Annotated in this window: 11 protein-coding genes, 1 pseudogene and 1 riboswitch; of the genes and pseudogenes, 8 read left to right on the forward strand and 4 right to left on the reverse strand. The window is 44.5% G+C overall.

Annotation, left to right across the window (positions count from 1 at the left end; genetic code table 11):
• Positions 1-152: 152 nt before the first annotated feature.
• The 4 genes from P5674_RS09590 to P5674_RS09605 form a co-directional block, all read right to left on the reverse strand.
• Entirely contained in the window at positions 153-1931 is a 1779-nt protein-coding gene (locus P5674_RS09590) for a R3H domain-containing nucleic acid-binding protein (protein ID WP_006618176.1), read from the reverse strand.
• A gap of 70 nt (positions 1932-2001) precedes the next feature.
• On the reverse strand, positions 2002-3111 hold the full coding sequence (ldpA, locus tag P5674_RS09595) for a circadian clock protein LdpA (RefSeq protein ID WP_006618175.1): 1110 nt from the start codon (positions 3109-3111) through the stop codon (positions 2002-2004).
• 39 nt (positions 3112-3150) lie between these two features.
• Complete coding sequence (locus tag P5674_RS09600; protein WP_006618174.1) at positions 3151-3627, reverse strand: NAD(P)H-quinone oxidoreductase subunit N; 477 nt, start codon at positions 3625-3627, stop codon at positions 3151-3153.
• Positions 3628-3969: 342 nt separating this feature from the next.
• Positions 3970-6981, reverse strand: coding sequence for a UPF0182 family protein (locus P5674_RS09605; RefSeq protein WP_014275666.1), 3012 nt, complete (start codon positions 6979-6981; stop codon positions 3970-3972).
• Between the two features lie 468 nt (positions 6982-7449).
• Positions 7450-7541, forward strand: a riboswitch (Glutamine riboswitch).
• 40 nt (positions 7542-7581) lie between these two features.
• On the opposite strand from P5674_RS09605, the gene P5674_RS09610 reads away from it, so the two are divergent.
• From P5674_RS09610 to P5674_RS09645, 8 genes and pseudogenes are all read left to right on the forward strand, one after another.
• Positions 7582-7938, forward strand: a complete 357-nt coding sequence (locus P5674_RS09610; RefSeq protein WP_006618160.1) for a DUF4278 domain-containing protein — start codon at positions 7582-7584, stop codon at positions 7936-7938.
• Between the two features lie 202 nt (positions 7939-8140).
• The gene (locus P5674_RS09615; protein ID WP_006618159.1) at positions 8141-8986 is read left to right on the forward strand and encodes an ABC transporter permease; all 846 of its coding nucleotides are present in this window, start codon (positions 8141-8143) and stop codon (positions 8984-8986) included.
• 74 nt (positions 8987-9060) lie between these two features.
• Positions 9061-10479, forward strand: coding sequence for an ABC transporter ATP-binding protein (locus P5674_RS09620; protein WP_006618158.1), 1419 nt, complete (start codon positions 9061-9063; stop codon positions 10477-10479).
• Positions 10480-10491: 12 nt separating this feature from the next.
• Positions 10492-12066: a methyltransferase gene (locus P5674_RS09625; RefSeq protein WP_315669961.1), complete on the forward strand. Its 1575-nt coding sequence runs from the start codon at positions 10492-10494 to the stop codon at positions 12064-12066.
• 32 nt (positions 12067-12098) lie between these two features.
• Positions 12099-18374, forward strand: a complete 6276-nt coding sequence (locus P5674_RS09630; RefSeq protein WP_315669962.1) for a glycosyltransferase — start codon at positions 12099-12101, stop codon at positions 18372-18374.
• Between the two features lie 160 nt (positions 18375-18534).
• The gene (locus tag P5674_RS09635; protein WP_006618155.1) at positions 18535-19014 is read left to right on the forward strand and encodes a flavin reductase family protein; all 480 of its coding nucleotides are present in this window, start codon (positions 18535-18537) and stop codon (positions 19012-19014) included.
• Between the two features lie 10 nt (positions 19015-19024).
• Positions 19025-19378 carry a phenylpyruvate tautomerase MIF-related protein gene (locus P5674_RS09640; protein ID WP_006618154.1) on the forward strand — a complete coding sequence of 118 codons (354 nt, stop codon included), beginning with the start codon at positions 19025-19027 and terminating at the stop codon, positions 19376-19378.
• Positions 19379-19476: 98 nt separating this feature from the next.
• A pseudogene (locus tag P5674_RS09645) lies at positions 19477-19665 on the forward strand (phenylpyruvate tautomerase MIF-related protein); the annotation flags it as partial.
• Between the last annotated feature and the right edge of the window lie 53 nt (positions 19666-19718).

Genomic DNA, 19718 nt, shown 5'->3' on the forward strand with positions numbered 1-19718 from the left:
ACACAACAGGCTCAAAGGCAAGAGGGAACAGTGGAGAGTTAATTATTCCCGTTTAAACTTGGTAAAGTTGAAAGGGAAAATGACTATATTTTGAGCAGCTATTATAAACCGAGGCAACCCGAACAGGCTGCCCCTAGGTAATGATGTATTTGCTATGCTGGATAAATCCTGATCCGGCGGTTGGGTTCTTCGCCGAAACTGTTAGATTTCAGGCGATAGTGTTCGACCAGTTCATGCTGCATTTTTCGCACTTTTGGGGAACGAGGTAAAAGTTCGACAGGTTGACCCTTGGGAATGACAATTTCCTCTACCGCTAGTCTGGCTTCCTCTAAGGCTTCGAGTTCATCAGAGGAATTCCCCGAAGCAAACAGACTGAGATCAGGAACTTCTGGAGTGCTAGGATCTGACCTGTGTAGTAACCGATGCAGAGCCTTAGCAATCTGAGGGGGACTGCCAGATTTAACGGTGTGAATGGGTATATGGCGGTTCTTTGCCATTTGTCGCAGCTTGGACTGATTGCGAATATGCGATCGCAAAGCCAAGACCACATCAGCACCATCAATATCCTTAGTCACCACCACAGGCAACATCAGGGTGCGAATCACCTGCTCAATCTGATAGCGAGCGATCGCATAAGGATAGATATGCAGAGGCAAATCATCCTCATTAAATCCATTATCCCCCAGATCTAAACTATTGTCATCCCCGAATCCTGGACTCTCAAAAGAGGCATTTAGCAACTGTTCAAATTCCTGGGTGGCGGGTTGATTTTCCGGCACAGACCCAGAGCGAACAGTAGTGCTAGTGGGAAGTGGCATCATTTTCCCCGAAGCCCGCAGACCCCCCAAACCGGGTGCAGACAAAGGGGGTAAGGGTCGGGATGAACCAGTGGATGAACCAGCAGGCACAGCATTACGAGCGGCGGGGGTGCTATAACGTTCTTGGGTAACAGTCACTTCACCGCGATCGTTCATTTGTCTGACCTGTAAAGTCGGCTGCATTCCCCGCAGCAAACCATCAACGGTAGTTGATACAGACTCATGCACCACCCAACGTTCCCGTTCCAACATTTCTATGGCAATATCAAAAGTTGGGGGAGCCTTACGTTCCAAAACGGTTTTTTGGGAACCCCGCCGCCGTGCCTCATCATCCCCCAAAGTCACCGCTTGAATTCCGCCAATCAGATCTGCTAAAGTGGGGTTCTTCATCAGGTTTTCAATGCGGTTCCCGTGGGCGGTTCCGATTAATTGCACACCCCGCTCGGAAATCGTGCGGGCGGCGAGGGCTTCCAATTCTGTGCCGATTTCGTCAATGACAATCACTTCCGGCATATGGTTTTCCACCGCCTCGATCATCACCTGATGTTGCAGTTCTGGACTGGCTACCTGCATACGTCTGGCTCGTCCAATGGCTGGGTGTGGAATATCTCCATCCCCGGCAATTTCGTTAGATGTATCGATAATTACGACCCGTTTATGGAGTTCATCAGCTAGGACGCGGGCAATTTCTCGCAGGGCAGTAGTTTTGCCGACACCAGGACGACCTAGCATTAAAATTGAGCCTCCGGTTTCTACCAAGTCTCGGATCATGCCGATTTTGCCAAAAACGGCGCGACCGACTCGACAGGTTAAGCCGATAACTTTCCCGGTGCGGTTGCGAATGGCGCTAATCCGGTGTAAGGTTTTTTCAATGCCGGCTCGGTTGTCACCGCTAAACTCACCAATGCGGGATATGCAATGGCTCAGGTCATCCCAGGTAACAGGCTGTTGGGATAGGTATTCGGCATTGCTGGGAAAACGAGCCTCTGGGAGACGACCCAAATCCATGACTATTTCAATCAAACATTCGCGTTCTGGGTGGTTGATCAGGTTTTTTCGGACTGTTGGGGGAACAATATCAAGCAATCTGTTAAGGTCGTCTGTGATCTGCATACTTCTCAGGTTGAAGTGTTCAATCAATAGGGTGGGTGAGAACTGGTTGAGGGATTTGAGTACGGAAACCTCAAAATCCTTTGATTTGGGAAACCAGGGAACTTGCTAGGTTAACGGCTTTCCATAGTAGGTCTGGTTGGGTTTCTAATTGAGTGATTTTTGACATTTCTAGGGGGTCAGATTCCTGATTAGGAGATTCTAGGGATTCTAAAATGGGGGAAAGTAAGGTGCGAGCATAGCTACCATAGGCGACTCCGGCGACTTTTGGGGAAGTGGAGTTTTTCTCGGTTCCCTCATCGGGGAGAAGTTTTAGCGATCGCAGTTTGGCTACAGTATAATCGTTTGTGCCTCCTGCTAGTTGCACATATCCTGGTAGTTGGGCGGATAAGACCTTTTGGCTCAGTTGAATGCTGGCTCTGGTGGTGCCACTACCTATGTCGCCACTCATGGGTCTACCGTCGGTTTGCCAAATTAAGGCGGTGGTTGAGGGTAGGGGAGTGATTAGCTGATGGAGACTCCGCAAATAATCGATTAGATCGGGGCTGTTGGGACAGCTAATGGCGATCGCTTTGAGTTGGTGTATCCAGGGCTGAATATGATGCCACAGGCGACGGAAGTCGGCTTCGCGATCGCTTTGGGTATGGATTTCGATGGCATCTACTCCGGTTTGAAACACCAGCGGCGCAACGGCTTCTGGGCTAAATACATAGGACCGAGCCCCGATCAAATTTGATGGACAAACGGGTATACACCGACCACAGCCATAGCATAGTTCATCTATAACGCCAGCTTGTAGGTCGCTAAAGGCGATCGCCCCGGCCGGACAAATGCTTTCACAGGGACGGGGACAATTGGTTGGACAGGCTGTAGCTTCAAATTCGGCTTTCCGAAAATGGGGATCTTCTCCGTCGTTGAGGCTGACCATTAACCACGGTCTCCCTCCATAGCCAAAACCTCGGCGACGGGCGCTATCTCCTAAGTCAGCAGCTATGGCGATCGCTTCGAGGGTAGCTTTAATCACCGCCGGGTCCGCCGCCACATCAATGCAGTCCGCCCCCGCTAGGGTATAAGCTAAGGCTAGATGGCGAACTGATGGCAGGTGCTGGTAACTGGCTCCGCAAATGAGTTTGAACCAGCGACCTGTTTTCAGTGATGTTAGGGGGGAATCAATAGTGATCACATTTTCTATGTTTACATAGCTGCAGGAAATGGTTGGCGCTTACGCAACGGCGATCGCATTTTTTAAAGGTTTCCAGCTAAATTGGCGATCGCCTCCCATCTCTATAGCAATTTTAACCCGAGGTTCGAGGCTCGGTAAGCGACTGAGAAAATCCACCTCTTGGCTTGACAAAATCTGCCCTTCTATGATCCATAATACTAATCCCTTCGAGTTGGGGGGCAGATTTTCTAACTGATAGTTGACCACCGGAGGAATATAATAAATGTCTCCCACCGCCGCATCATTACCGCTGCTTTTTTTCCCTAGGTGAGCTGGTCGGACACCATGAACCCCCAACAAGTACGCCGCCAAGTCACCTAATCCCCTTGCCGATAAGCTATAGGTAGTATAACCGGCTATTCTGAGACGGCGGCGGTAACGTCCCTCAAATCCTCCCTCCAAGGGAACATAAAGGGCTAAAGCTCCTTCCGACTCCAAATCTCGAATTAGTTTCCCACCCGTTGTAATCAGTGCCATAGGTTCAATTACTGTCTGTTTGCTCAACTGTTACCTTAAATTTACCAGATTTAGGCGATCGGGCAACCTTCCGGCCACACAATTGATCATTGTAGGGGCGGGTTCTTCTATAACCTCGCCTCCCCAACCGGCAATTAATAATTAATAATTAATAATTAATAATTAATAATTATCAACCTCGCGTCCCTACCCCGCAATTCATTATTTATTACGGCTTTTTCAGTAATCATGCAATAGGCTGTCAAAGTCCCTCTCCCCCCCTGGGATCCAGATTGAGGGTGAGGGTAATATTTAGCACGATTTCTGAAGCTGTATTCATTGTTAATTATTCATTGTTCAATATCAATTGGGAACTATAATGGCGGGTTCAATGGGGTCAGCATCAAAAACAGCTTGCAGAGATTCATCTAAAGTCGGACGCATGACAATTCGATTTTCATAGGCAACAATGACCCTGACTAGAGTAGGTAAACTATTATCAGTCGCCTCGAGATAAATGGGTTCTACATACAACAAAGACTGTTCAATGGGAATTACTAATAAATTACCCTGAAGCACGCGGGAGCCTTGACGATTCCACAGTGAGATCTGCTCAGATATTCGGGGTTCTTGGTTAATTAGTGCCTCTACCTGTTCAGGTCCAAATACTAATCGCTGCTTAGGAAACTGATATAATAACAGTTTGCCATATTGGGGAGAGTCTGATCGCGCCGCTAACCAAGCAATTAAATTGAGGCGACTAGCGGGAGTAAATGGCTGCAACAGAATAAACTCCGCCATAGCTTCTGTGGGTAGTTTCATAATCAAATAATAAGGCGCAACTCGTTGAGTTTGACCGCCATAAATTTCGGTAGGAATGCGCCAGACATCTTCCCGGTTATAGAACACCCTAGGATCCTGCATATGGTAAGTTAATAGGCGTTCTGATTGCACCGTAAATAAATCTTGGGGGTATCGAATATGCTGATACAAAGATTGGGGCATATTTTCGATGGGTTCAAATAAATCGGGGAAAATTTGGCGCAAAGTGATTAACAGCGGGTCTCTGGGTTCACTGAGATAGTAGAATTTAATGGAGCCATTATAGGCATCAATTACGACTTTAACTGAGTTGCGAATGTAGTTAAATTCGCCATCTTCCGGGTCGGAATAGGGGTAGCGACTGCTGGTGGTGTAAGCATCTAAAATCCAATAGAGATATTTGCCATCCTGTGCATTTTCGGGAACCACATCTTGACCTAGGCTGCTATCTGCGGCTACCAAATAAGGGTTTTTATCATATCGTAAAAAAGGAGCGATCGCTTTAACTCGCTGTGGAATTTGACGACGAAATAGGACTTTAGTTTCCGGCAAAAAGTTCCGGGTAAAAATCATTTGCCAGTTTTTTAAATACTTAGCAAATAGTAACCGCCGCCATAGGGAGTTAATCAGGATACCCCCATCACCGCTATAGGTATTATAGACATTTTCATCACCGGAGGGAAAGTCAAACTCCAAAACCTTAGTACCAGTCATGACATTGGTATTAGTGAGTTGACCGTAATAAATGCGAGGCTTTCCGATAGGGATACTATCTTCAACGCGAGGATCAACTTCTAAGGTAGTATCTGAGTTAAACCGAGGCGCAGGACCGATATTTTTAATAAAATATTTGGGTAGTCCTCCTTCAGCTACTTTGTTAACTGGCGATAGGGTAAATCCATAACCGTGGGTATAGACGAGGTGTTGATTAATCCAAGTTTGCGCTTTTTCGGGGACTAGCTGATAGTCTAATTCCCGTCCTGCAATAATCACCTGTTGTTTTTGAGTACGATTATCTGGTGTTTGTTCTTCTTCTGGTTTCAGCAAAGTATAGCGGTCAATTGCAGCATCCAGAAATTCATAATAAGGTCGAATTTGCTGGAGTTGACGATTAGTTTGTAATAGGGGTCGCTGGTCCCACAGCCGAATATTGTCAATGGTGAGAGAATTTCTTTCGAGGTCAGCAAGGCTGAGTTCAGCGTCTGGGTCAAAGGTTTCAATCTCAATATTGTCGAGATTAAAACCCTGTTGGGTAAATTGAATATTGCGTTCCATAAAGGGCAATTCTCGCTCTAATTCGTTAGGCTGAACTATGACCCTTTGCACAATCTCCGGTAACCAAACATTGGCACAAAATCCCATTAAAATATATACAGATAAAATTGCCCTCAAAGAATAGCTATCCGCGAATAATTTGGCATAGCGTTTAGGCTGCGATCGCCGACGACGCAAGCCCATATTTTTCAAGAAAAACTCGACATAAGGTTTAATAACTTCTACGGAAAAGAAGGCCTGCCAGAATAGAAACAGTGCAAATAATATACTAATGAAAAACATCAGGTAATAAGCTGGTTCAGCTACGTTAACATCGGTATAGCCAGCCCCAAATACGACCCCGCGTTCTGAATATAATAACTCATATCGATTTAACCAATATCGCAGAGCCATAGATAGCATGAAGACACCAGCCAACCCATGTAAGTGGCGCTGCTGAAACCGAGAAAATCCGGGAAATTTTCCTTGGTTAAAGCTATCACCGGAGAGGAGATAAATTAAGGAGCAGGAAATTAGGGTTAACAGAAATAGACCGAATAGCCAAAATTCTACTAAGTCAATGGCGGAGAGGATAAAAATATAAAAACCAATATCTTTGTTAAAGAGACCTTCTGTAATCTGAAAATCGGTGGGGTAGAAAAATCCCAGTACATTAATCCAGTGACTGGAAAGAACCCAACCAAAACCGAGGCTAAAAAATACAGCGATCGCACTGAGAGAAAGTTGTGGTTTAATTATCACTGCTATAGTCAGAGCCAAACTCATGGCAATTTGCCACCATTGGATAGGTTGCTGAGTGATCATTTCCCAAACTACGGCAAAATCAAACCGACGGGGTAGCAAAGGAACAACCAAATCCTGCTCTAGGCTGATGTTGAAATCTGTAATAAACTCATAGCCATAGTGGAGTATCATCACCACCATGAACATAGTTGGCCCAATTACCAGAAAAGACAGCCATGGCAAATTTAAGGCTGGGGGCGGACTAGGGGGAGGCGGTGAAAATAGGGCATCCTCAAATCGATGGTAAGATTTAATGGCGGCACGAGTGCGAAATTTGTCAGCAATAGCCAAATTGAAGAATAGAAAGGCTGCACTCAAACCCACCCCTAGGACCCATAATCCTACTTGGGTTAGCAGTCGTCGCCTGAATACGGATAAATAGCCAACTTCATCAAACCATAGGTATTCGGCGATGACCCAGGTGATCATATCAAATATCAACCATGCGCCGAACAGGAACAGAAGCGCTTTTAGGATCCAGTTTTTGGATATCATGGAATGGAGTAGGTTAAATTTGTACTGTTGACCATTTTAGTGTCTGGAGTCGATCGCGTCGAAGGCGATCGCTTTTTGGGGTCAAAACCATAATTGGCCCTAATTTATGGAGGTAGCAACACGGTTTCACTCAGAACCGTTTACAATCCTAATCGCTGGTAAATTTATCGGGAGGGATACCTTAAATATGGATATCAAGTTAATTTTAGTCGGGTTAAGCGTGGTGTTTAGCATCGCCTGCATATTCTTCGGCACACAAAACGGCTTCTACGACAGCGACGACTATCATGGTAACGGTTCCGCTCATTAGGAACCCACCACCTCTCAAACCCCTCGGAGACAAGGCTGGCCTTGTCTCTACCCCTTTTGGGGGTATTTAGCAAAATTATTAAAATTTTCTAAAGAAATCCCATAGACCCTTGACATTTATTTGGGAAACGGTAACAATAGATACAGAAACAAAAACAAATCGTTCATCTCTTTTCGCTCTAAGGGTTTTCGAGCCCATAAGTTCAGAGGAGGGGAGACGGAAGTAGGGAGTAATCCCGAAGGAACGCGCCTCACTAAGTTAACCAATTTTGAACAAGAGAGGCGAAAATCATGGGACTTACATATCGCGGCGTTAGCTACAGCCAAAATACCGAATCCGTTGAAACCACAGTTGGCCAAGTAGGTGGCAAGTATCGTGGTCAAGACTGGCGCTTCCGTAACTTGAAAAAAGCACCTGTGCTGCAACCTAGCCATAACCTGACTTATCGTGGAGTGAAATATTCCAATAACCCGGAAGCAGTGGCGACACCTTCTCAAACTCCGCTGTCAGTAGCCGATCGCTCTCGGGAGTTAATCCTCAAGCAGCAACGGTCAACCTGGAAACGGGAAAAATCAATGTTTAACCGTCTGGCTGATCAGGTTGGGTTAGATAGCAACAGCGCCGAAATCTATAACCCGGCTTGGTAAATAATATCTGATTAGCCATCAATAAATACGTTAATGCACCCCTGTTGGGGTGTTTTTTTTGGCGATCGACTACCCTATTAACGCCCTGGGACTAGCAATCAAGACACCGAATGTGGCACACTTGTCCTCAAACCATTGTCTCTAATAAGATATTTGGCTGTGGTGTGTGTAGTGGACGAGGGACAAAAAATTGCTTAGGTCAATGAAAGGTGTTGTACACAGAGTTTGGGGGGGGAGATATCCAGTTGTCTATAGTCAATGGCGCACAAAACTCAACCTACTCGCTACCCTTGTACAACGGGACCTAGAGGCGCGATACAAAGGGTCTATTCTGGGAAACCTCTGGCCTTTACTCAATCAGTTGGCGCAACTGCTCATCTATACCTATGTTTTCTCTATTGTTTTGCAGGTTAAACTCAGCATTACAGGAATGCCAGAGGACAGTAAACTGACTTTTGGACTGTGGCTGTTTGCTGGTCTAATTCCTTGGTTTGCATTTATCAATGGCTTGACCCAGGCGGCTACTTCTGTGATTGGACAAACTAATCTGGTCAAAAAAGTGGTCTTTCCCCTGGGACTGTTACCACTGGTGCCAATTTTGTCGGCTTTTATTGAAAGTACCTTTGGTTTAGCGGTGTTGATTGTATTTGTGGGCTTCTCCTATCAAGGCCTTCACCAAACCCTCTGGCTACTACCGATGATTTGGGTCCCACAACTGCTGTTAACTGCTGGCTTAGGATATTTAACGGCGGCGCTGACAGTCTTTCTGCGAGACATCCCACAAACTTTGGGGGTGATTCTCAATTTGTGGTTTTATGTAACGCCAATTGTTTACCCAGCCAGCAAAATCCCTGAAGGGTGGCGGGTGTGGGTGTTTTGGCTGAACCCGGTTACGGCGATCGCTGAAAGTTATCGAGATCTAGTCCTAGTGGGAACTGTCCAACATGGGGGAGAATTAGCCGTGGCTACAGCCGTATCCATTGTGATTTTCTCTATCGGCTTAGGAGTCTATCGGCGCTTACGTCCTGCCTTTGCTGATGTGCTTTAGACCAGATATTTACTGTTCGGAGTTTTCACTGTTCGCCACCTTACCATTGATAGCCTAATCCTCAATCAGAATCCATGACTGATATTGCAATTTCCGTCAATCAAGTTTCCAAATGTTTTAAGCGGTATAAACATCCCGTAGATCGCCTCAAAGAGATGTTTTGGCCTAGAACCAGTCTGGCTGAAAATTTTTGGGCCCTACAAGATATCAACCTACAAGTTTTTCGGGGTCAAACTCTCGGAATTGTCGGCAGAAATGGGTCAGGGAAAAGCACCCTCCTACAAATTATTGCGGGAACTTTAACCCCCACTAATGGCGAAGTTAAAGTTAATGGTCGTGTGTCCGCTTTGCTAGAGTTAGGTAGTGGATTTAATCCTGAATTTACCGGAAGACAAAATGTTTTCTTTAATGGTCAGTTGTTGGGATTGACACCTGAAGAAATTGCTACCAAATTTGATGATATTGCCGCCTTCGCTGATATCGGCGATTTTATCGATCAACCTGTCAAAACCTATTCCAGTGGGATGTATATTCGCTTGGGTTTTGCTGTGGCTACTAGCGTTGACCCTGATATCTTGATTGTTGATGAAGCCCTATCTGTGGGAGATGAAGCCTTTCAACGTAAGTGTTTTAGCCGCATTCACGAAATCCAAGACCGGGGCGGTACTATTCTATTTGTATCCCATTCGGCACCCTCAATTATTCAGTTATGCGATTCGGCGGTACTCATGGATAAGGGGGAAATGTTATTAGAACATACCCCGAAAATGATTGTTTCTAAATATCAAAAAATGATCTATGCTGATGCAGATGCCGCCGCCCAAGTTCGCGCCGAAATTAAGCAGATTAAAGCCTCATTGCCTCCTCAACCTCAAGTCCATAAAGTAATTAGCATCTCTCAACAAAATGGTAATCATAGTCAGCCTCAGAGTCAGGGGATGATTAAACATAATCCTGATTATCGAGACTATTACGACCCGAATTTAGTCCCTGACCAATTGATTCGTTATCCTAGTCGGGGTGCAACTATCCAAGACCCCCATATTAGAACTTTAAAAGGGAAGCGAGTTAATCATTTGGTCGCTCGTCAAACCTATACTTATAACTACGAGGTTGAGTTTATTAAGTCCGCCTCCCATGTCCGCTTTGGAATGTTGGTTAAAACTGTTAGTGGCTATGAATTGGCGGGGGCTTCTTTTTTGGCAACCTCTCAGTTAATTAAATATATTGATGCTGGAACTAAAATTATGTTAGAATTTCAGTTTAAATGCCTCCTGGCTCCTGATGTGTATTTCTTGAATGCTGGTGTATCCGGTATCGTCGAGGGGGAATTTACCTATTTAGATAGGTGCGTTGATGTGGCTATGTTTAGGGTTCAACCCTGCGAAGAGTCCTGTGGTACGGGTGTTGTTGATCTGTTGGTTGAACCACAACTAACTATTACCTCTGGTAAGGTTAATTGGGAAAATTTAGACGGTGTATCCGTGGGATAAATGACATCTGCCATGAAAACTAATATTTTTGTTCATGATAATCCCCTGGTGGATGTTTTGATTCAGACCTTGGCTCGATCGCCTGAAACTTTTCAACCAGAAATTATGGCGATCGATGAAATGTACTCCTATGTATTTAATCAACTCGAAGATAAAAACTCCCATCGTGCTTTAACCTATTACTATACTATGGGCCGCGCGATTTTGGACACAGTAAAACAGTTGGTTGATTGGCATTTTGGCGGATTTGAGGCGGTGGATTCATTCTTGGATTTTGCCTGTGGATATGGTCGGTTCACTCGCTTTTTAATCCAAGAAATACCACCAGAAAAAATCTGGGTTTCTGATATCTATAAAAAGGCGGTTAAATTCCAAAGCGAATACTTTGGAGTACAGGGAATATATTCCACCTCTTTACCTGAAGATTATCAAGTTGATCGCAGTTTTGATGTGATTATGGCTAGTTCGTTTTTTAGCGATATGCCAGCCACTACTTTTGAAGGCTGGATGCAAAAAATTTATGATTTGAAATCAAGGCGGGGTTTACTATTATTTAGCGTCTTGGATATGGAATTATTAGACCCCCATATCCGTAGGTCGGAAACGGGGTTAGTATTTAGTCCAGATAGTGAAAGTCAATCTCTCGATAAACAAGAGTATGGCACTACCTGGGTGACGGAAGAATATGTGCGGCGAATACTTGACCAAATTAGTGATGGTAATGCTGAAATTACCCGCATTCCTAAAGGCTTAAACCGCTATCAAGACCTTTATGCGGTAAGCGATCGCTCTGTAGCATCCCCTAATCCTCTGGCATTCTATCATCATCCAGAAGGCAAAATTGACTACTGCTATATTCAACCTAACGGAGAAGTTCGCCTCAGTGGATGGGCTATTGATTTTAACCCTGGGGTAACTTTAGAGATTCAATTGTGGTCCGACTCTCGCCTTATTGGTGTCTATCCCTGTTCTGAGGAACGACCCGATATTGTCGCCCACTACCAACAGCCAGATTTTTTGCTCTCCGGCTGGTCCTGTGTCCTCTCTAGTGACCAGATTTCGCCCCAGGATATATTAATCATCAAAATTGTCTCTAGCAAGGGCTTACAGGCGATTATAGAAGGCGATCGCTTAGTGGCTATCTCCAGCCGCAGAAATTGGGACATTCAACTATCTACTACACGCCAGCAACTTACCCAAACTCAGGCACAGTTGACAGCCACCGTAGACCAATATCAATCCCAAATAACCCAATATCAATCCCAAATAGACCAATATCAATCCCAAATAGCCCAATATCAATCCCAAATAGATCAATATAAGCAGCAAATAGCCCAATATCAATCCCAGATAGACCAATATCAGGCGCGAAAGTTCGAGACGGAAGCTGAAATTGGCCGATATCAGACAGAATATCTCGCCCAAAAAAGCGAATGGGAGCATCTACAGCCCCAAATGCAGATAATGAGTCATCAGCTTGATACCCTGGAAAATCGTATTCAGGCAATGGAGAGTAGCAAGTTTTGGAAACTGCGGACAAAATGGTTTAAACTAAAGCGTGTTCTCGGCTTGCCTGTAAATGAATAGCCGCATCGATCTGAATTAGTTAAGTAAAATCTATGGACATAGCAGCAGAGGGTCAATCACCAATTTTAATTATCACGGGAATGCACCGTTCTGGCACTTCCTTGACGGCTTCTTTGCTCCAGGAGTATGGTGTCAATATTGGTCAAAATTTGGTGGGTTCCAATTATGGAAATATCAAGGGTCATTTTGAAAATATTGATTTTGTGGAATTTCATAAAGAGATTTTGCGCGATAATGGCATTGATGAATTGGGCTGCGTGGCGGAAGATAAGATATCATTAACACCGACTCAACGGGAACAGGCACAACAGCTAATTGCCCAAAATCAAGACCCATTATCTCCCTGGGGATGGAAAGATCCGAGGACGACTCTGCTGTTGGATTTTTGGGGGGAACTGATACCAGAAGCTAAGTTTATTTTTGTTTATAGAACTCCCTGGGAAGTGGTGGACTCTCTTTATCGTAGGTCTACAGATGAAGCCTTAATTACTTCCCCAGAAATGGCGGTTAAAATGTGGATTTTTTATAATAACAAGCTGCTAAACTTTTATAAAAATAATTCCCAAAGATGCTTAATTTCCAATGTTTATAAGGTGGGAAATTATCCCAAAGATTTTATAAAGGCAATAAATGAAAATTTAGGCTTAGGGCTAAAAATTGATGATAACCGCAGCAATTTTGACGAAAGTCTGTTAATCAATGAAATTATTAAAAGTAGGAAGCCAGGATTAATTGGCTATTACTTCCCAGAAGCATTGAGCCTATATCAAGAACTAGAAGAAGCGGCGAAAAATCTGGGGAGTGGTTTAAATAATTTTGAGCGGGAAGCTGTGCAACAAAAGCCGAGTCCTAGTTGGGCGTTTAAAGATTGGTCAAATATTCGGCAACTGGAAAAAGAATGCGGTATTTTAGAAGCTGATGTTAAGCTGTGGCAAGACCATTTTCATGATGCTGTAGATAGGTTGGTTAGTAAGGAAACTGAACTAGGTAGAACTCAACTAAAACTTAATGGTTTAGAGATTAAACAACAAGATGCGATCGCCAAATTAGTTACCACCGAAGAACAATTAGGAAAAACCCAAGGGGAACTAGAAGCAAGCACCCTAGAATTGCGGGGAATGACAGCCCACGCCCACAACCTAGAAGTGGGTTTGCAAGAAGCCACAACTAAACTGGTAGCCACGGAACAAGAACTCGGAAAAACCCAGGGGGAACTGCAAAAAATCCAAGATAAATATCAAGATTTTGATATCAAATATCAAGATGTCTTGAGTAAATTAATTAATACGGAAACCGAACTGGGAACGACGGAATTTAAACTACATAACGCCCAGTTAAAAATTAGCAGTTTAGAAACCGAATTAGGACAGACTCAATTTCGACTACAAACTAGCCAAGTACAATTTAAGCAAGCCTTTGCTAAACTCCGAGAACTAGAAGAGGAACTCGGACAGACCCAAATGGCGCGGAACTTGGCGGAAGGGGAATTGGCTGCGATTAAAGCCTCTAAATTCTGGAAAATTCGCAGTAAATATGCTACGGCGAAAAGGCAAGCCAGACGCACCCTCAAACCTCGGTTTTTATCTTCTATTGATAACCCGACTAATTGGGAATTGCTGGGGTGTCGGGATAGTTATATGCAAGTTCAGGGCTGGTGTTTACATACCGGTAAGCTCAATTTAGAGGCTGTTCGCGCCCGTATTAATGATGAAATATTCGAGGGAACCTATAATATAGAACGCCTGGACGTGGGGAATATATATGATTACGTCCCCGGTAGTTCTAACTGTGGTTTTCGGGTACAAATTCCCCTAATTTCCGGTAATAATAGACTGCAATTAGAAGTTAAAGACACTAGGGGAAAATGGCATCAGTTCGGAGAATATCCCCTGCGAGTTTCACCCCTACAAGCTGCATTTGATGTACCTAATACAAATATAGTCCCAGTGGGAGAAACTCTATTTGCGGGTTGGTGTTGTCACCCTCAATACCAAATTACTAAACTATTCCTACGTTATGGACAGCAAACTGTAGAATGTGCCTATGGACTTCCACGGGGTGACGTGGGGGAAATTTTCTCTGACTGGGTAGGTAGTTCTAATAGTGGTTGGGAAGTGTTGATTAATTTACCTCCGGGAACTTGGAATATTTCCCTTGAGGCACAATTGGAAAATGGGGAAACAGTAGCCTTAGAAAAACAACAGCCCCTCACTGTTAACCGCGTTAACCCTCTCAATAAAGTTGCCGGTAAGACTAAACAGTTAATTAAACTTAGCGCGGCTATTCGACAACGGGCGGCTGAACGTAAACAACGTCTTGGTCGTTTAATTCCCATGCCTTGGGAAATTCCTACCATTATACGGCGAATGTCGGAAATGTACGACCAAACCAGCGAAATTCCTGGGGAAGTATTGTTACCAACAGGGTTTGAAATTCCGGCGACTATTGACCCTTATGATGCTTGGTTAAAAGCTAACGTCTGGACAGAAAGGGCGGCTGATATTTTGCGTAACCGTTTGGCGGCGGTTCCGGCGACAGCTTTGCCGAAAATTTCGGTAGTGATGCCAGTTTATAACCCTCCTATAGAGTTTTTACAACAAGCGATCGCCAGTGTTTGTAGTCAAGTATACAGCCATTGGGAACTCTGTATAGCTGATGATTGTAGCAGCGACCCAGAAGTTGCTAAAACCCTAAATCAACTAGCCGAAACCGAACCCCGTATCAGGCTACATTTCCGGTCAGAAAATGGCAATATTAGCGCCGCCACCAATAGCGCCGCCTCACTCGCTACCGGAGACTTTATCCTATTTCTGGATAATGACGACGAACTCACCCCCGACGCTTTAGCAGAAATTGCCCTCTACCTAGTCACCAACCCAGAAACAGATATTCTTTATAGTGATGATGACAAAATAGACACCCAAGGTAAACGGTTTGCGCCCCAATTTAAACCGGACTGGTCGCCGGAATTACTACTATCTTATATGTACATGGGTCACGCCTTAGTAGTGCGTCATTCCCTCTTCCAAGAATTAGGAGGGTTTCGCATTGGTTATGAAGGTTCCCAAGACTATGATTTTGCCCTACGAGCAACGGAAAAAGCTCGCCAAATTGGTCATATTCCCCTAGTATTATATCATTGGCGTACTGCGCCCGGTTCCACTGCTGTTTCTGGTGCCGCCAAACCTGCTAGTTTCCAGGCGGGTCAGAATGCCATAATTGATGCGATCGCCCGCCGTCAAAGCGCCGCTACTGTTCATCAACCCCAATGGGCGGTTAAATTAAATCTAGGTATATTTAGCCATACTTTCCCCCATAGCGGACCTTCCGTAGCTATTATAATTCCCACCAAAAATCAATTAAAGCTGTTGCAAGCCTGTATTAATTCCCTGGCAAAAACCAGCTATCAAAACTATCAAATTGTAGTCATTGATAACCAAAGTGATGACCCCCAAACCTTGGCATATTTAGCCAGTTTTTCAGACTTACCAAAATGTAGGGTTCTGAAAATTTCTAATCCCGAAACTGGGTTTAGTTTTGCCCACATTAATAATCGCGCCGCTGAACAGGTAGAAGCTGATTATTTGCTATTCCTCAATAATGACACCGAAATAATTAATCCAGACTGGTTATCTCAAATGATGGGTTATGGTCAATTTGAGGCGGTGGGGGCTGTGGGTGCGCGGTTGATTTTCCCCAATGATACTATTCAACACGCCGGAATTATTCATGGGTTACATCATGGGTTAGCAGGTCATGCTTTTAAACTGACTCACCGAGATGATTTTGGTTATTTAGCCTATTCTAAAGTAGTCAAAAATTACTCAGCCGTCACCGCCGCTTGTTTACTAACTCCTAGGGCGCTATTTTGGGAAATGGGTGGTTTTAATGAGACTGATTTTGCTGTAGCCTATAATGACGCAGACTATGGCTATCGACTATCTGAGGCGGGATATCGTTGTGTTTATTGTCCTGATGCTGAGTTAATTCACAGGGAAGGAACCAGTCGCGGTTTTGGGGATAACCCCAAAGAGGTCGCCACCTTCCGCCGTCGGTATGCTAATCAAATAGACCCGTTTTATAGCCCCCATTTATCTCTGGCTAATGAGTGGTTCCAAATACAACCCCGGCGCTATTTTGGGCATAACTTAACTGTCAAAATTCAGCCTAAAGTTCTGATGTGTAGCAATGCCTTAGAATACACAGGAGCGCCTTTACATCAGCTAGAAATAGCCATAAAATTGGCGGGAGATGGGGATATAGAACCGGTCATCTTTAGTGTGACTGATGGACCCCTGCGACAAGTATATGAACAGCAGGGAATTAAAGTAATAGTCCGAGAACATCCCTTAACTGGTGTTTACGATAGACAGGGTTATGGTCAGGCTATTTCGGCTTTAGCTGAGGAGTTACGCCTTGATAGTTATGACCTGGTTTATGCGAATACTTTAGAGAATTTCTTTATGGTAGCCGCCGCCGAAAATATGGGGGTTCCCTGTGTGTGGAATGTCCATGAAAGTGAACCGTGGCAGACCTATTTTAATCGCTTTGGGGGTGAAATTGCTGCCCAGGCTTTGGAGTGTTTCCACTTCCCCTATCGGGTGATTTTTGTGGCTGATGCTACCCGTAACCAATATTTGCCACTGAATAGCCACCATAATTTTATCACTATTCATAATGGCTTGGATGTCGATCGCCTTTTAACACAGGCAGAAAAATGGACGAGGAAATCAGCCCGCGAAACCTTGGATATTGACCCCGGAGAAATCGCGATTTTATTATTAGGAACAGTATGCGATCGCAAAGGTCAACAAGACCTAGTGAAAGCCCTACCCTTACTACCCCCCCAATGGCATTCTCGCATCCGTTGTTTAATTGTAGGCGATCGACCCAGCCTGTATAGCAGTCAATTAGCCAACCTAGTTAATCAACTACCAGAGTCCTTGCGTAATCGCGCTTCTATAGTCTCAGAAACCCCCGATACAGCCCTTTATTATCGGGCGGCGGATATCTTCATTTGCACCTCCCGCATCGAAAGTTATCCCCGCGTAATTTTAGAAGCCATGGGTTTTGATTTACCAATTATCACCACCCCTGTATTTGGCATTCCTGAACAAGTGCGCTGTGAAATTAACGCCCTATTTTATACACCCAATCAACCCGATGAGTTAGCCAAATGTATCACCGAACTACTCGAAAATGAGCGTAAAAGGCAGCAATTCGCCCAAAATGCCAAATATGTCCTAGACTCCCTCAATCGCTTTGAGGAGATGACAGCAGCCTATGGTGAGATTTTCCAAGAAGCCTATTTAATGAATCCTCATCCTCATCCTCAGTTATCCCAGGAAGCCCCCGAATTAGAAGTTGTAGAAACAGAAACCATCCCCGAAACCCCAGTGCCACCAGAAACTGTTACCATAGAAGCCCCCCAGGATAAAAACTATTGGGAAACCAACCCCACTGCAGCCATAGCTAGTCAGTGGGTATCCAACCCCATTGTAGCTAATACCATTTATAAGCGAATGTCTGGTGGTCAGAGTCAAAAATATTGGCTACGATGGCTAATTGAAGACTATTTTACCCAGCGAAATTTCGACCAATTAATCTCCCTAGGTTGTGGTATCGGCAACCATGAAATCGTCATGGCACAAGAAAGGTTTGCCAACCATATTGATGCCTTTGATTTCTCCGAAGCATCCCTAAATATTGCCCGCCAAACTGCGGCCAATGTGGGAGTTAATATCAACTTTTATCAGGACGATTTCAATACCTTTACTCTTGATAAAGGCAAAAAATACGATATTGCCTTCTGTTCGGGATCCTTACATCACGTCAAAGAAATCGAGAGATTTTTAGGCATAGTTCACGGCTGCCTTCACCCCGATGGCTACTTTATCATCAATGAATATGTAGGGGATAATTACTGCATTTATAGCCCCCATCAGGTGCAAATAATTAACCGCCTGTATAAATGCTTTGGGGAAATCTTGCGTTCTGGAATTCAAGAAAACTTTATCAATCCCACCATTCATCAAGTCTTCGCCACCGACCCATCCGAAGCCGTGCGTTCTAAGCTAATTTTACCATTCATCGAATACTACTTTAATATCGAGGTATACAATCCCTTTGGCGGTGCTATTCTGCATCCTCTGTATCCCCTGTTAGAACATACGCAACTGTTACCCGGCGACCCCAAATCAGAAGCATTAGTTAGGCTATTATTAGAATTTGAAGAAATCCTGATGGAAATACCCGGAGGTTTAGCGTCAGATTTCTGTTTATGTGTTTTACGCCCCAAACAGTTCTAAAATCATCCGACTCCGTGTGGGAACTTCCCTCTCCCGGAAACCCCAAAACCAGATATCTGCTCCTTGTTCAACATCCCCGCTAAATTTTTCGCCCTCATTCCGTTTCTCATAACCAAAATAACGGTAAACTAAAAACTACAAGACCTAGACTGAAAAACCCATGCTAGACGAACAAGCAAAAACAACTATTCTCCGAACAATGCCCCACGCCCTATATATTTGTGGAGTCAAAGAAGGAGACGAAATCAATGGTTTTACCGCCAGTTGGGTGATGCAGTCATCCTTTAAACCTCCCCTAGTGGTAAACTGCGTTCGCAATGACTCCCGGTCCCACGCCATGATTAAAGCCAGCGGTGTGTTCGCCCTGACTTTTTTAGAATTGGGACAAAAAGACATTGCCCAAAAATTCTTTAAGCCGCAGCGTTTAGTCGGTAGCAAATTCGAGGACCTGGAATTTTACCTAGGAGAAACAGGCTGCCCGATTCTCTCAGATTCTCTAGGCTACATCGAGTGTAATGTAGTTGGTAGCGTGGAAAAAGGTGACCACTCGGTTTTCGTCGGGGAAGTAATCGCGGCCGGAGTTCACCGAGAAGGGGAAATTCTCTCCTTAGCGAGTACAGGATGGAATTACGGAGGTTAAAACAGGATTTATGCCACTGATTAAAGTCAAAACATCGATTTCTCAACCGGAAAAATCCCAAGTTGAAAGTTTACTCAAGGATTTGTCAGCATCCCTGGCTAAACATCTAAGTAAACCCGAATCCTATGTGATGACTGCTTTTGAACCTGATGTTCCTATGACCTTTGGTGGTACTACAGACCCGGTCTGCTATATGGAAATCAAAAGTATTGGTAACATCACTCCAACGACTACTAAAGCTATGAGTCAGGATTTCTGCCAAAAAATTAATCAGGCTTTAGGTGTCCCCAGCGATCGCATATATATTGAGTTTGCTGATGCACCCCGGACTATGTGGGGCTGGAATGGTGGCACATTCGACTAGGTGACTTAACAGATCCTTAACAGTTGACATCAGACCTGCTGTGAAATTAACGGCAATTGGCAACCCTCTCCCACCGGGAGGGGGAATCAGTTTTAATTATGCCACTGATTAAAGTCAAAACATCGATTTCTCAACCGGAAAAATCCCAAGTTGAAAGTTTACTCAAGGATTTGTCAGCATCCCTGGCTAAACATCTAAGTAAACCCGAATCCTATGTGATGACTGCTTTTGAACCTGATGTTCCTATGACCTTTGGCGGTACCACGGACCCGGTCTGCTATATGGAAGCGTTTACCGTTGTCTTGGAATTGTAGAAGTCCAGATTGGTGTCAAGGGACTG

The organism is Limnospira sp. PMC 289.06 (genome assembly GCF_032350395.1).
Taxonomy (GTDB): Bacteria; Cyanobacteriota; Cyanobacteriia; order Cyanobacteriales; family Microcoleaceae; genus Limnospira; species Limnospira platensis.

What these genes read in the sequence shown, in the direction of transcription:
- P5674_RS09625 (WP_315669961.1), top strand. Translation starts at nt 10,492, where the DNA reads ATGAAAACTAATATTTTTGTTCATGATAATCCCCTGGTGGATGTTTTG.
- P5674_RS09590 (WP_006618176.1), bottom strand. Translation starts at nt 1,931, where the DNA reads ATGCAGATCACAGACGACCTTAACAGATTGCTTGATATTGTTCCCCCA.
- P5674_RS09605 (WP_014275666.1), bottom strand. Translation starts at nt 6,981, where the DNA reads ATGATATCCAAAAACTGGATCCTAAAAGCGCTTCTGTTCCTGTTCGGC.
- P5674_RS09640 (WP_006618154.1), top strand. Translation starts at nt 19,025, where the DNA reads ATGCCACTGATTAAAGTCAAAACATCGATTTCTCAACCGGAAAAATCC.
- P5674_RS09630 (WP_315669962.1), top strand. Translation starts at nt 12,099, where the DNA reads ATGGACATAGCAGCAGAGGGTCAATCACCAATTTTAATTATCACGGGA.
- P5674_RS09600 (WP_006618174.1), bottom strand. Translation starts at nt 3,627, where the DNA reads ATGGCACTGATTACAACGGGTGGGAAACTAATTCGAGATTTGGAGTCG.
- P5674_RS09620 (WP_006618158.1), top strand. Translation starts at nt 9,061, where the DNA reads ATGACTGATATTGCAATTTCCGTCAATCAAGTTTCCAAATGTTTTAAG.
- P5674_RS09635 (WP_006618155.1), top strand. Translation starts at nt 18,535, where the DNA reads ATGCTAGACGAACAAGCAAAAACAACTATTCTCCGAACAATGCCCCAC.
- P5674_RS09615 (WP_006618159.1), top strand. Translation starts at nt 8,141, where the DNA reads ATGAAAGGTGTTGTACACAGAGTTTGGGGGGGGAGATATCCAGTTGTC.
- P5674_RS09610 (WP_006618160.1), top strand. Translation starts at nt 7,582, where the DNA reads ATGGGACTTACATATCGCGGCGTTAGCTACAGCCAAAATACCGAATCC.